General features: G+C 47.0%; 14 protein-coding genes. 7 read left to right on the top strand and 7 right to left on the bottom strand.

All coding sequences use genetic code 11. The features are described from left to right. The first annotated feature begins 3 nt into the window (after positions 1-3). The 7 genes from NT239_15020 to NT239_14990 all read left to right on the top strand — a co-directional run bounded on the left by NT239_15020 (position 4) and on the right by NT239_14990 (position 7126). The gene (locus NT239_15020) at positions 4-498 is read left to right on the top strand and encodes a type II secretion system protein (protein ID XGA71053.1); all 495 of its coding nucleotides are present in this window, start codon (positions 4-6) and stop codon (positions 496-498) included. 256 nt (positions 499-754) lie between these two features. Then, on the top strand, positions 755-2038 hold the full coding sequence (locus NT239_15015; GenBank protein XGA71052.1) for an outer membrane beta-barrel protein: 1284 nt from the start codon (positions 755-757) through the stop codon (positions 2036-2038). 44 nt (positions 2039-2082) lie between these two features. Further along, entirely contained in the window at positions 2083-2751 is a 669-nt protein-coding gene (locus NT239_15010; protein XGA71051.1) for a polysaccharide export protein, read from the top strand. A gap of 43 nt (positions 2752-2794) precedes the next feature. Further along, positions 2795-4969, top strand: coding sequence for a polysaccharide biosynthesis tyrosine autokinase (locus NT239_15005; protein ID XGA71050.1), 2175 nt, complete (start codon positions 2795-2797; stop codon positions 4967-4969). A 98-nt stretch (positions 4970-5067) separates the two neighbouring features. Further along, complete coding sequence (locus tag NT239_15000; GenBank protein ID XGA71049.1) at positions 5068-5787, top strand: hypothetical protein; 720 nt, start codon at positions 5068-5070, stop codon at positions 5785-5787. Continuing rightward, positions 5787-6422: a hypothetical protein gene (locus NT239_14995; protein ID XGA71048.1), complete on the top strand. Its 636-nt coding sequence runs from the start codon at positions 5787-5789 to the stop codon at positions 6420-6422. Before NT239_15000 ends, NT239_14995 begins: the two co-directional genes overlap by 1 nt. Next, positions 6419-7126 (top strand): transglutaminase-like cysteine peptidase, encoded by a 708-nt coding sequence (locus tag NT239_14990; protein ID XGA71047.1) that lies wholly within the window; start codon positions 6419-6421, stop codon positions 7124-7126. Before NT239_14995 ends, NT239_14990 begins: the two co-directional genes overlap by 4 nt. A gap of 21 nt (positions 7127-7147) precedes the next feature. Here the strand turns inward: NT239_14990 and NT239_14985 are convergent, their stop codons facing one another. From NT239_14985 to NT239_14955, 7 genes are read right to left on the bottom strand one after another with little or no spacing between them, the layout of a single operon-like run. Beyond that, entirely contained in the window at positions 7148-7501 is a 354-nt protein-coding gene (locus NT239_14985; GenBank protein XGA71046.1) for a VanZ family protein, read from the bottom strand. Positions 7502-7509: 8 nt separating this feature from the next. Continuing rightward, a complete protein-coding gene (locus NT239_14980; GenBank protein ID XGA71045.1) occupies positions 7510-8871 on the bottom strand; it encodes a phosphomannomutase CpsG in 1362 nt (453 codons plus the stop codon). Between the two features lie 6 nt (positions 8872-8877). After that, positions 8878-9363 carry a GDP-mannose mannosyl hydrolase gene (locus tag NT239_14975; protein XGA71044.1) on the bottom strand — a complete coding sequence of 162 codons (486 nt, stop codon included), beginning with the start codon at positions 9361-9363 and terminating at the stop codon, positions 8878-8880. Positions 9364-9365: 2 nt separating this feature from the next. Continuing rightward, positions 9366-10793, bottom strand: coding sequence for a mannose-1-phosphate guanylyltransferase/mannose-6-phosphate isomerase (locus NT239_14970; protein XGA71043.1), 1428 nt, complete (start codon positions 10791-10793; stop codon positions 9366-9368). A 30-nt stretch (positions 10794-10823) separates the two neighbouring features. Next, entirely contained in the window at positions 10824-11246 is a 423-nt protein-coding gene (locus NT239_14965) for a DUF86 domain-containing protein (protein ID XGA71042.1), read from the bottom strand. Next, entirely contained in the window at positions 11236-11634 is a 399-nt protein-coding gene (locus tag NT239_14960; protein XGA71041.1) for a nucleotidyltransferase domain-containing protein, read from the bottom strand. The genes NT239_14965 and NT239_14960 overlap by 11 nt, the downstream gene beginning before the upstream one ends. A gap of 30 nt (positions 11635-11664) precedes the next feature. Beyond that, the gene (locus NT239_14955) at positions 11665-12831 is read right to left on the bottom strand and encodes a nucleotide sugar dehydrogenase (GenBank protein ID XGA71040.1); all 1167 of its coding nucleotides are present in this window, start codon (positions 12829-12831) and stop codon (positions 11665-11667) included. Positions 12832-12880: the final 49 nt, after the last annotated feature.

Genomic DNA, 12880 nt, shown 5'->3' with positions numbered 1-12880 from the left:
AAAGTGAGCAAGCAGCGTTTTGCCCACCAGCAACAAGGCTTTGCCTATATGTGGGCCTTGATGATGGTGCTCATTATGAGTATCTATCTGGCGCAAGTGGGTGAAGCGTGGCAAAACCGTATTCAGCGCAGCAAAGAAGAAGAATTACTGCGAATTGGGGCTGAAATCAAAACAGCCGTAAAACGCTATACCGAAAACAATATCGGCGACAACCCACAAACCGCCTACCCCAAAACACTGCAAGATCTAGTACAAGACCCGCGCGTCCCCTTTCCTAAGCGCTATTTACGCAAAGCCTACAAAGACCCTATCACCGATGATGATTGGACCTATATCGGAGCACCAGGCGGTGGCTTTGTCGGAGTAGCCAGCAAGTCTCCAAAAAAACCACTCAAAACCGCTAACTTTCCCGAAGATGCGCTGGGTTTTGCCGAAGCCAAATCATACCAAGACTGGCGTTTCGCCCACTGGCCTAATCGAGGTGGTGGTCGAAGATGAAAGCAATACCAATTTTCTTGAAAGCTTTAAAAAAAAAGATCAAATCGAAGTTAAATCATTAAATTCTAATAAATATTTGAGCAACAGATCATTGCATAAACTGCTAAATGGATATAGGCAGGAGTTTTTTTTCTAGGTAGAATCGCGCCATATTTTAAGTTACCTTTCTGCATACATCAGATAATACTAATCATTAGATCATTTATCTGATTAGAACGGTATAAAACAAAATTTCAAGACCCTAGGTGCCTACTAAATGACAAAACTCAGTTTAATGACACAAGCAGTTGCTGCCGCCTTGAGTCTCACGGCAATCACGAGCTATGCCGATGAGCAGCCGAAACAACTTTCAAGTGCCGAGATTGAACAGCAGTTAGCATCCCCCAATTCCACTCAAGTAAAGCCGAGCTTTAGTGCTAAAGAATTTGCGGACACAGGTCGACAAAATCCAGCCCCTATTGAAGCTGGCCCATTTTATGTATATCCGATGCTTGGCGTTAGCTTTGGATACGATGACAACATCACGCGTGCGGCAGACAATGAAATTAGCTCTGCAGGCACTTTGATCGCTCCATCAATCGTCGCTGATCTAGCTAACAACGGTGATCGATATGTAGTTGGCTACAATGGTCGCTTCGTCCGTTACTTCGATAGTAAATCGAACAATACCGATAGCAATGAGTTGCAATTTCAAGCGCAAAATAATTACTCCGCGCGTCTAAGCTCAGTGGTATTTGCGAACGTAATCCAGGCAGAAGATCAGGTTGGTTCAACTGATAGCCGCAGCAAAAGCCCTGATGAGTACCGCCAATATATGATTCGAGGTCTAATTGGTTATGGCGCACAAGATGCAACTGGCCGTATTGAGGCAGACGCAACGTTCATTAATAAAGATTACCTAAATAATCGCCAAACAACAGCCTCTCAGGATCAAGAAACTCTGGCCTTATCTGGCCGTTTCTTCTACAGGATTGCGCCTAAAACGCGACTATTGCTTGAGGCTCGCTACCAAGACATCAATTATGATGTTCGGCCAGAACAACAAAACAGTGATGAATATCGCTTATATGCTGGTGCAAATTGGGATGCTGACGCCTACTTCCTCGGCACCGTAAAATTGGGTATGCAATCAAAAGATTTTGACGATCCAACTAAAAAAGATTTCCGCGGCTTTAGCTACGAAGCCATGCTACGTTTCATGCCACGTACCTACAGCAGCCTTGATTTGACAGCAACGCGAACTACATCAGAATCAACAGGCTTGGGCGACTACTTACTTGAAGATATCTTCTCATTGACGTGGAATCATGCATGGAGTAACTTCATTAGTAGTCGTGCAACGGCAAGCTACACCATGAGTGACTATGTAGGCAGCATCCGTAACGACGATACTTTAAATATGGCGCTTGGTCTTGATTACAAAGTGACGCGCTGGCTGAAAACTGGCGCGGAAATTCGCTTTGAAAATCGCGACTCCAACATCCGCACCGAAAACTACGATCGCGCTATTTATATGCTAAATTTCAGCGGATCGCTCTGATTCTTAGTTTTCTTATTATCCGTCAATAAGTGAAAAACGAACTAATGCATAAAAATTTGTCGTTTTTGCCATTGAAATTGCAGCATAAGCTGCAGTTTCAATGGCTTTGTATCGCCCTCACATGCATTGTGCTTTTAATTCAAACAGCACATGCAGGCCTTTTCGATTCGCCTGAGCCCACACCGCAAGCTACCAAAACTGATGTGGCACCAACCGCCGATCATTTGAGTAGCAGCTCAACATCAGGCTTATCCAATTACAAGCTAGGCGCAGGTGATGTGGTCACCATTCGCGTATTTGGTGAAGACGAACTTAGCCGTGAACGCATCAAACTCACCGATGCTGGTACTCTGCAGTACCCAGTGATTGGCGAAATTGTCATTAAAGGCATGACGACTGGTGATTTACAACGTCTAATAACCGAAGGCTTGCGCGGTAAATACTTGGTCAATCCACGCGTAGCGGTATTGATCGATGAATATCGCCCGTATTACATCAATGGCATGGTTTACAACGGTGGTGGGTTTCCATACCGACCAGGTTTGACCGTTTTAAAGGCGATTGCTTTAGCGGGTGGATTTAAGGAACGCGCTTCCAAAGATAAAATCTTTGTCATCCGCGCTGATGATCCTAATCAATCCGCACAAAAGGTTGACCTCAATAGCCCCATTTACCCTGGCGACATTATTACAGTGCAAGATAGTTTTTTCTAATTAAACATCTAGCATTAACTGTTGTGGGAAGGAAATAATCCGCATGAACCAAACACAAAGCCGACTTGGCACAGTGGTGAATACCAACGTGTCAGAGCCAAACCCATTGCTTGAATATTGGCGCAGCTTAAACAAACGTAAATGGAAAATTATTCTATTCGCGATCACCGTGGCCGCCGTTGCTACGGCGATCGTATTTTCTATTGCGCCATCTTATCGATCGACCACAACGATTCTGATTGAATCTAGCCGACAAAAGATTTTGTCAGTTGAAGAGGTCTATTCTGGCGTTTCAGCAAATCGCGAATACTTCCAAACTCAAGCTGAAATTTTAAAATCACGCGATTTAGCAATTAAAACGATTAAAGCGTTAAAACTTTGGGAAAATCCAGAATACGACCCGCGCAAGCAAGAAAAGCCTTTCTGGTCGCAATATCTGACTTCTGCCCAAGAAAAACAGCCAGTATGGACCGAAGAAAGCCTTGCTGCGGCGATCTATCCAGCCTTTTCAGCAAGCTTAGACGTTGAATTGGTGCGCTTAAGCCAATTAGCCAAAATCAGCTTTACCAGCACAGACCCAAAAATTGCTGCAGCCGTACCAAATAAACTAGCGGAAATGTACATCGAGGATGATCGCGACGCGCGCATGCAGATGGCACAAAACGCCGCCAAATGGCTGAACGAGCGTTTAGGTGGTTTACGCCAAAAATTGGATGCTTCTGAGAAAGCATTGCAGCAATATCGCGAAGCCAATGGCATTATTTCATTGGGCAAAGAAGCGCAAGGTGGTGCGGCTGCTCAAATTAGCAATTCTACTGAACAGTTGATTGCAGCAAAGATGAAGCGAGCCGAAGCCGAAAACGCATACAACCAAGTGATCGGAGTTAAAAATGGCGACTATAGCTCGATTCCAGCCGTAATTACCAACCCACAGGTTGCGGATGCAAAGAGACAGGAAGCCGAAGCAGAACGCAAAGTATCAGAACTTTCGCAACGGTATGGCGTTGAGCATCCACGCATGGTGCAAGCAGAAGGTGAACTAAAAGCAGCAAAAGCGAATTCAAAACGCCAAATTGATGCAGTTGTTGGCAGTTTACGCCAAGCCTACCAAGCCGCAGTGGGAACCGAAAACGCCATTTCGGGTGTATTGGGTCAAGCTCGTGGCGCTGTATCGAATTTGAATCGCAAAGAAGTTCAGCTAGGTGTGCTTGAGCGTGAAGCTGCAGCCAATCGCCAAGTGTATGAAAGCTTTGTTGAGCGTGCGAAAGAAACTTCTGCTGCACAGGACTTGCAATCTGCAATTGCCCGCATTATGGATAATGCGGCATTGCCAGATAAACCGATTAAACCTAAAAAAGCGCAAATCATTCTGATGGCATTTTTGCTTGGTTTGTTAACGGCATCTGCAGCTTCTATTTTGCTAGATCGCTTGAACAACACCATCAACAGCAGTGATGATGTAGAACGCTTGCTGGGCTATCCCCTGTTAACCGCCCTACCGCTGCTGGGTAAGAAACAAGCCTCAGACAATGGCAAGCTGGTTATCAAAGAAGCGAAATCAATTTACTCAGAAGCCATCTACACGGCACGTACAGGCGTTGCACTATCTTCGATTGATGCAAAACAGCGTAAAGTTCTCATTACTTCGAGTGTACCTAATGAAGGCAAAACGACTTTTGCCACCAATTTAGCACTCTCTTTGGCTAGCACGCGCCCAACGCTGATTATTGATGCAGATTTGCGCAAGCCCGGTTTAGCTCGCAAGTTGGGCCTAAATCCTGCAGCCAAAGGTTTAAGTAATTTAGTAGCGGGTACGGCAACGCTCAGCGAATGCCTGCAAACAGTGCCAGATAGCAAGCTAGTGTGCATCAGCAGCGGCGATATTCCGCCTAATTCCTTAGAAATTTTAATGTCGCATCGATTTACAGAATTGCTTGATGCATTAAACCAGCAGTTTGAGATGATTGTGATGGATGGCCCACCGGTGGCGTTGGTTAGTGATCCATTGATTTTAGCGCCAATGTGCACTGATACAATTTTTGTTACACGCGCACAAGAAACGCCATACCCACTTGCAAAACGCAATTTGCAGCGCGTTGCACAAGCGGGTGGGCATGTTATGGGTGTAACCTTAAGCCATCTAGACTTTAAAAAAGCAGAACGCTACCACAGCCATTATGGCGCGTATGGTCAATATGGCCAGACCTATGGCAGCTAAGGATTAACTCTTAAAGCACATTAATGGGGCAACTGTTAGCAGTTGCCCCATTGTATTAGGGCGTTTGAAAGGCCACAGAATAAGGTAACTTGCATCAAATGATCGATTTACATTGCCACATCTTACCGGGTATTGATGATGGCCCTAGCAATATGGAATCTGCTCTTTCACTAGCACAATTGGCAGTGAAAAACGGCATAAACAGTGCAGTACTGACCCCCCACATCTACCCCGCTCGCTGGAACAATCAGAAACAGCAATTGCTTTGCGACATCGAAATTTTTAAATTACATTTAGCAAGCCAAAAAATTGTCTTAGATGTACATTTGGGTGGCGAAGTGCGGATTGGCGATGATATTCTGCCCCTATTAGAACAAGATCAGATTCCTTTTTTAGGCGCTGTTGACGGCATGAAAGTCATGCTGCTTGAATTTCCAGATAAATTAATCCCTGTGGGTAGTGAAAATTTGATCCGCCATTTTCTAAATTTAGGAATTCGCCCACTGATTGCCCACCCAGAGCGCAACACCATTGTGCAAAATCAGCCCGATAAGGTGCAGACATTCTTAAATCTGGGTTGCTGGCTGCAAGTAACAGCGGGTTCTATCCTGAATCAATTTGGCCACACTGCACGTAAAACAGCGGAATACCTGATCGAAAACAATTGGGTACACATCATCGCTAGTGATTGCCATAATGTGCAATATCGCCCCCCAAACCTAAAGCAGGCCTACGATGTAATCGCCAAAGAACATGGGGCTGATTATGCAGATATGCTAATGATTGAAAACCCACAACAAATTATTGCGGGGCGATAATGAATTTGCGCCTAAAAATTATTATTGTTGCAATTGGCTTTATAGTGCTTTGCGCTGGATTTTTATTTTTAGGGCCTAGTTTGAAATTGGCTTGGTATGATTTGCAAACGCTCAGCGCGCGCAAACAAATCCAAACTTGGCTGGCAGAACCACAGCAAGCGCGGACTAGCGACGAAATGCTAAACGCAGAGCAAATCTTGAAGCAAGCAAACGATGCCTGCCCACAGCTTGCGCAATATCCAATTGCACTAGCGCAACTGCATATTCTGCAAAGTTTTGGCCCTAAGCTCAGCCAAATCGAACGCCACGCGCACTATCAGCAAGCAATAGCATATTTTCACAAAGCGCTGAACGCACAAGCAAACAACTATTACAGCATGGCGAATATTGTGCAATTTAAAGCCTATCTAGGGCAATATGACCCAGATTTTGAAAACTATTTTCTTTTGAGCCGAAAATTAGCACCGCATGAAGAAGATATACAGCTTACCCTGCTTAATGCAGCCTATTTAAGCTGGAATAAATTAAGCCCACAAATGCGTAAAGAAACCTTAGCTTTAGAAAGCCAAGCACGCAGTAAACAAAACCAGCAGGTTGAGCAATTGCGGCGCAACTTTCCGACCCTAGCACAATGATGATTTCAAACAAAATCGGCAAACCAAGGCTTAGCGGCAAACTTGCGCAGATGCTGGTCGCAATCGCGATCATGCTTGCCGCCTGTGGCACTTGGGCCGGTTTAACCGATTTTTCAAGTAATATACTGAATGCCGTTACTAGAAAATGGGGTGCCGCAGCTTCACAAAGGTTGATGGCCTGGCAAGAAATTATCCAGCAACAAAAACCAAAAGTTGAAAAGCAATGGCAAACGATTACCCCCAATACATTAGAAGCACTAAAAAACACCAATGCGTTTTTCAACCGAGTGCCCTATTTATCTGATCAAGCACACTGGGGTAAAACAGACTATTGGGCAACGCCGATCGAGATGTTGGGATCAAATGGGGGAGATTGTGAAGACTATGCCGCAGCTAAATATTTTAGCCTGCGCGATTTGGGTGCCCCGGTAGGCCAGCTGCGCATGGTGTATGTGCGCGCGCTACGATTAAATGAAGCCCACATGGTACTCGCCTGGTACCCCAACCCAGAAGCCGAGCCCTATATTTTGGACAACCTGAACGGCAGCATTATGCTGGCGTCTAAACGCACAGACCTAGAGCCTGTGTATAGCTTTAATGACGACGATTTATGGACCAGCAGCACTCAAAGCAAAGGCGGAGCAAGCCAAATTCGCTTTTGGAAAGAGCTAAAAGAAAAAATGGCCCGCGAACAGGCCATGTAATTTCAGTAACGGTCAAGCCAATCAGCGAGTAATCCGCGATTGCTGCCAATAGCGCCAAAGTGCGATCAGCACACAAGCCGCCACAACACCAATCACGCCCGCCTCCCAATCCGCAAAATCGCAGCTGCGGCCCGGCTCAAATGACTGTAGGTATTCTTCTACGCCCGCACCAAATATTGGCACGCAGAGCAATATCCACATGGGCCAGCGCGCAATCCATGTTAAAAGGCAAGGGACTAAGAAGAAAACCGCAACGTGCACATATTTATCATGCGGAACAGCATACAACTGCCGTACTTCTGGCAAGCCTAGCCAAGTTCTTAATAAAAATAGCAGGCTAGCCACTAAAGCCAGCCGCCAAATGATTTTCTTCATTCACCAACTCAATCTAACAAGGCAAGAATCGCACTCGTATTTTCCTGCATTAATGCCACATCAGCACGGCTTTCTACATTCAAACGGATTACCGGCTCGGTATTGCTGCTGCGCAGATTAAAGCGCCAAGCACCAAAATCCATACTCACACCATCGGTTTCATCTACGGCCACCGCTTGGCCTTCATACGCCGCGCGCACTTTGGCAATAGCGGCTTTGGCATCGGGCACGACGCGGTTGATCTCACCGGACGATGGAAAGGCAGAAATACGCTCGCTCACCATCGCAGAGAGTTTTTGCCCGCTACGACTCATCAGCTCGATGACCAATAGCCATGGAATCATACCGCTATCGCAGTAGGCAAAATCGCGGAAGTAATGATGCGCGCTCATTTCGCCGCCATACACTGCATCTTCTTTGCGCATACGCTCTTTAATGAAGGCATGGCCGGTTTTGCTTTGAATCGCTACGCCGCCCGCCTGCTCGACCATATCAATGGTGTTCCAAGTCAGACGTGGATCGTGAATGATCTTTGCACCAGGGGTATGAGCTAAAAAGGCTTTCGCTAAAAGCCCTACAATATAATACCCCTCGATAAATTCACCCGTTTCATCAAACAGGAAACAGCGATCAAAGTCGCCATCCCATGCAATACCCAGATCCGCGCCATGCGCTTTGACAGCATCAGCGGTGTCGGCACGGTTTTCGGGTAGCAATGGATTTGGGATGCCATTTGGGAAAGTGCCATCGGCTTCGTTATGCACTTTGATAAATTGCACTGGCACATTGGCGGCGGCAAATTGCGTTTCCAGCGCATCAACCACATGGCCCGCTGCGCCATTGCCCGCATTTAGGACAATCTTGAGCGGTTTCAGCGCAGTAATATCGATATAGCCCAGCAAATGCTGCACATAGTCAGCCAAAATTGATTGTTGGCTTAAGCTGCCACGGGTAGTCACCGCTGGGAAGCTGTTTTCTTCAGCTAAACGCTGAATATCACGCAGGCCAGTATCGCCACTAATCGGTACCGCGCCACGCTTCACCAGCTTCATACCGTTGTAATCCATCGGATTATGGCTGGCAGTGACTTCGATCCCGCCATCCACATCAAGATGGAAGGCGGCGAAGTAGACTTCCTCAGTCCCCGTCATTCCGATATCGATCACATCGCAACCAGCATCCATCAGGCCATTGGCCAGCGCCATTTTCAGCGATTCGGAAGTCAGGCGCACATCGCCACCGACGACCATACGTTTGGGCTTTAAAAATTCGCCATAGGCGCGGCCAATGCGGTAAGCGATGTCTTCGTTTAGCTCAGTGCCTAATTGGCCACGGATGTCATAGGCTTTAAAACAAGTGAGTGTAGTCATGGTCGATTAAGTATTAGATTCGAAATAAGCTCGGGAATGGTAATGCACACTAGCGTCAGTCAAAACATCGGCAGGCTGCTGCCAACGATACTGATCGTGCTGTTCACCCAGTGGCAATTGCAATTGATCATCGTTAAGGCGCAGGCGATAAGCCAGCACGACATAATGCGTGCCAAATCCATCTAGACGGCCTGCATTGGTATCGTAAAAGTGCTCATACACACCCAACCATTCACCGGCAGAACGCGGCAGGGCTATGCCGATTTCTGCTTGGGTTAAGCGGCGAAAAGCATCATCCAAGCACTCGTTTTTCAGCACCCGCCCACCCGGCACAAACCAAAATCCACCCGCTGGCTCGTTGCGGCGAAAACCGAGTAGGATTTCCCCGGCCTGATTTTCAATAATCAGATCAATCGAGACCAACGGTGCATTTTGCACTACGTGCATAAAATCAGAAAAAGCCAGCGGCTGCTGGCTTGTTGGGTTGGACATGTTTACTTCCCTACCCGACCGTAAGTATCTTCAAAGCGCACAATATCATCCTCGCCTAAATAGCTACCGGATTGCACCTCGATCATTTCCAGCGGAAATTTACCCGGGTTTTCTAAACGGTGTGTCGCGCCGATTGGGATATACGTCGATTGGTTTTCAGTAAGCAGTAGTGTTTGGTCACCATTCACCACGCGCGCAGTGCCATTCACTACGATCCAATGCTCGGCGCGGTGGTAGTGCATTTGCAGGCTAAGCGATGCACCAGGGTTCACTACAATGCGCTTCACCTGAAAGCGAGAGCCAGAATCGATGCCTTCGTAGCTGCCCCATGGGCGATACACCTTGCGATGAGTGACTGACTCGCTACGGCCAGCGGCTTGTAGGCGATTGACGATGTTTTTAACGTCTTGCACTTTGTCTTTGTGGGCGACCAAAATTGCATCAGCGGTTTCAACCACGACGAGGTTTTCAACGCCTAGGGCAGCAATCATGCGGTTTTCACTGCGCAAATAGCTATTTTTAACACCCTCAACCATTACATCACCAACGATATTATTGCCATCGGCATCCGCTTGGCTTACCTCCGCTAGCGCTGTCCATGAGCCAATATCGTTCCAGCCCAAGCCTGCCGCTGCAATCACCGCAGCGTGGGCGGTATGCTCCATCACTGCATAGTCGATCGAATCGGATGGGCAATCTGCAAATTCATCGTGGCCCAAACGCACAAAATCTAGATCGCGCTGTGAAGCAGCAACAGCAGCTTTAACTTGCTCCAGCATTTTGGGCTGGTATTGTGCCAGCTCGTGCAGATACACATCGGCACGGAACATAAACATGCCGCTATTCCAGTAGTAATCGCCACTTGCTAAAAACTCGGCCGCTTTTTCGGCGTTTGGTTTTTCGACAAAGGCCGACACTTCAAAGGTGGTATTGCTCTCAGATAGAGATGAACCGCGGCGGATATAGCCATACCCCGTATGCGGCTCGGTAGGCGCAATACCAAAGGTCACCAATTTACCCTGCGCCGCTACAGTGGCCGCCTGCAACACCAGTTGCTGAAACACATCACCATGGGTAATCACATGATCGGATGGCAACACCATCAGCACAGCATCAGGGTTATTCTCCAACGCGATCACCGCCGCAGCCGCCACCGCGGGCGCAGTATTGCGGCCCATTGGCTCCAGCACAATCTTGGACTTAGTCACGCCAGCCGCACGCAATTGCTCTGCCACCAAAAAGCGCTGCTCGTTATTACTAATCAGCAAAGGCGCCGCCACATCAGGCAGCCCCTTGAGCCGTGTAGCCGTTTGCTGCAGCAGGCTTTCATCGCCATACAAATTAAGAAACTGCTTAGGATAGCCACCGCGAGACAGAGGCCACATGCGGGTACCAGACCCACCGCATAGGATTACAGGTGTAATCGTCATTGATTAATCCTTGTTAAAGCCGAAATAAGATTACTCGTTTGGCAATCTAAATGGGGTATTTAAAAAATCGATCATGAATTGATCCGCATTCGATTGAATCAATGCGATAACCACCTGATCATCCAGATTCAAATAATCGTGCACAATCCGATTGCGCAAACCGATGGCCTTTTGCCAGCCAGATAGAGACTCTGCACTAATTAGATTTAATTGCCTAAGTAGTGAGAATGAATCATACGCGCTGATAGGCACAGCAACGCCACAGTATTTAAGCCAATGTTTAGCTTTACCAATAGAGTTTTCCACCAACACCTGCCAGGCATGAACGACCCCAGAAAACTCCAATGGAGTTAATGCACCATGGCCTACCAAACGTATTCTTGCTTCCTGTAAAATGAGCGATTGCCGGGCTGCATGGGCTGCGGTTTCTTGTAAATAAAGATCAAGCTGCATGCTGCTGTTCCCATTGCTGCATTTCCAGATCACGCCAAGTGCGCACCATAAAACGGCTCCAAGCCAGGGTATCACCGCCATGTAATACCAGCCCATGATTGGCAACTTGCTCGCGCATAGCCAAACCCGACCTAGCTAAATCAATTAAATCCAGATCATCAACCGCTACACCAGAAAGCGCCGCCAACTGAATCTGTAAATCAGCCAGCAAATCATATCGCGCAATAGCATCCAGTTGCGGAGCAAGCGCTATTGCTAAATCCCAATCACTAGCTGCATCTGCTGTACCGCTAAGCTGGCTGCCAATTAGCACCACAAAATCTATCTGCGGCACACTAGCCCAATAGGGCTGCCAAGCCTGAATTACCGGTGAATACTTGATATTCATAGAGAGGATCGCCCCATGGTATGGCGGATCTTAATCCCGACCATATAAATCCCGAGTATATACTTTGTCTGTTACATCGATTAGCTCGTCGACCATGCGATTAGAAATAATCACATCGGCAGCCGCTTTAAACTGGTCTAGATCACGAAGCACTTTTGAATTAAAGAATGTATCTTCATGCATTGCAGGCTCGAAAATAATCACCTCAATACCCTTGGCCTTTAGCCGCTTCATAATCCCCTGAATCGCAGAAGAGCGGAAATTATCCGAGCCCGCCTTCATCACCAAGCGATAGATGCCCACCACCTTCGGATGACGCAGCAAGATTTGATTGGCGATGAAGTCTTTGCGCGTGGTGTTGGAATCAACAATGGCGCGAATAATATTGTTTGGCACTTCTTGATAATTAGCCAATAGCTGCTTGGTATCTTTGGGCAGGCAATAGCCGCCATAGCCAAACGATGGATTATTATAATGATCGCCAATCCGCGGATCTAAACCTACGCCCTCGATAATCTGGCGAGTATCAAGGCCATGGCTAATGGCATAGCTATCGAGCTCATTAAAATAGGCTACGCGCATGGCCAAATAGGTATTGGCAAACAGCTTGATCGCCTCGGCCTCGGTAGAGTCGGTATGCAGCACAGGTACATAGCGCTTGATCGCGCCATCTTGCAATAGCTGGGCAAACTGCACCGCAGCAGCCGAATGCGAGCCGACAACAATGCGCGATGGATGCAAATTATCATAAAGCGCTTTGCCCTCTCGCAAAAACTCGGGCGAGAAAATAATATGCTCTACGCCAAATTGCTCACGCATCCGCGCCGTAAAACCAACCGGCACAGTAGATTTGATAATAATCGTAGCTTGGGGCGCATATTGCAGCGCATCTCGAATTACAGATTCTACCGAATCGGTATTGAAATAATTAGTCTCGGGGTCGTAATTAGTCGGCGTAGCAATGATGACAAATTGCGTATCGGCATAGGCCAATGATTGATCGGTAGTTGCTTGCAAAGTAAGCCGCTTTTGTGACAAATATTGCTCAATCTCGACGTCGACAATCGGGCTTTTTTTCTGATTGATTAGATCGATCTTTGATTGATCTAAATCGAGGGCAATCACCTGATTTTTTTGCGCAAGCAAAATAGCATTGGATAAGCCCACATACCCTGTACCGACAACCGTAATTTTCATCCACTACACCTCAGATTTTGTAATTTTAGTTTATGATCAAACTTGAAAA

This window comes from Chitinibacter sp. SCUT-21, assembly GCA_041874755.1.
GTDB lineage: Bacteria > Pseudomonadota > Gammaproteobacteria > Burkholderiales > Chitinibacteraceae > Chitinibacter.
The sequence above is the reverse complement of the archived record's forward strand: the minus strand, read 5'-3'. Positions and strand labels throughout refer to the sequence as shown.

What these genes read in the sequence shown, in the direction of transcription:
- NT239_15015 (XGA71052.1), top strand. Translation starts at nt 755, where the DNA reads ATGACAAAACTCAGTTTAATGACACAAGCAGTTGCTGCCGCCTTGAGT.
- NT239_14955 (XGA71040.1), bottom strand. Translation starts at nt 12,831, where the DNA reads ATGAAAATTACGGTTGTCGGTACAGGGTATGTGGGCTTATCCAATGCT.
- NT239_15010 (XGA71051.1), top strand. Translation starts at nt 2,083, where the DNA reads ATGCATAAAAATTTGTCGTTTTTGCCATTGAAATTGCAGCATAAGCTG.
- NT239_14985 (XGA71046.1), bottom strand. Translation starts at nt 7,501, where the DNA reads ATGAAGAAAATCATTTGGCGGCTGGCTTTAGTGGCTAGCCTGCTATTT.
- NT239_14990 (XGA71047.1), top strand. Translation starts at nt 6,419, where the DNA reads ATGATGATTTCAAACAAAATCGGCAAACCAAGGCTTAGCGGCAAACTT.
- NT239_14970 (XGA71043.1), bottom strand. Translation starts at nt 10,793, where the DNA reads ATGACGATTACACCTGTAATCCTATGCGGTGGGTCTGGTACCCGCATG.
- NT239_15000 (XGA71049.1), top strand. Translation starts at nt 5,068, where the DNA reads ATGATCGATTTACATTGCCACATCTTACCGGGTATTGATGATGGCCCT.
- NT239_14995 (XGA71048.1), top strand. Translation starts at nt 5,787, where the DNA reads ATGAATTTGCGCCTAAAAATTATTATTGTTGCAATTGGCTTTATAGTG.
- NT239_14960 (XGA71041.1), bottom strand. Translation starts at nt 11,634, where the DNA reads ATGAATATCAAGTATTCACCGGTAATTCAGGCTTGGCAGCCCTATTGG.
- NT239_15005 (XGA71050.1), top strand. Translation starts at nt 2,795, where the DNA reads ATGAACCAAACACAAAGCCGACTTGGCACAGTGGTGAATACCAACGTG.
- NT239_14980 (XGA71045.1), bottom strand. Translation starts at nt 8,871, where the DNA reads ATGACTACACTCACTTGTTTTAAAGCCTATGACATCCGTGGCCAATTA.
- NT239_14975 (XGA71044.1), bottom strand. Translation starts at nt 9,363, where the DNA reads ATGTCCAACCCAACAAGCCAGCAGCCGCTGGCTTTTTCTGATTTTATG.
- NT239_14965 (XGA71042.1), bottom strand. Translation starts at nt 11,246, where the DNA reads ATGCAGCTTGATCTTTATTTACAAGAAACCGCAGCCCATGCAGCCCGG.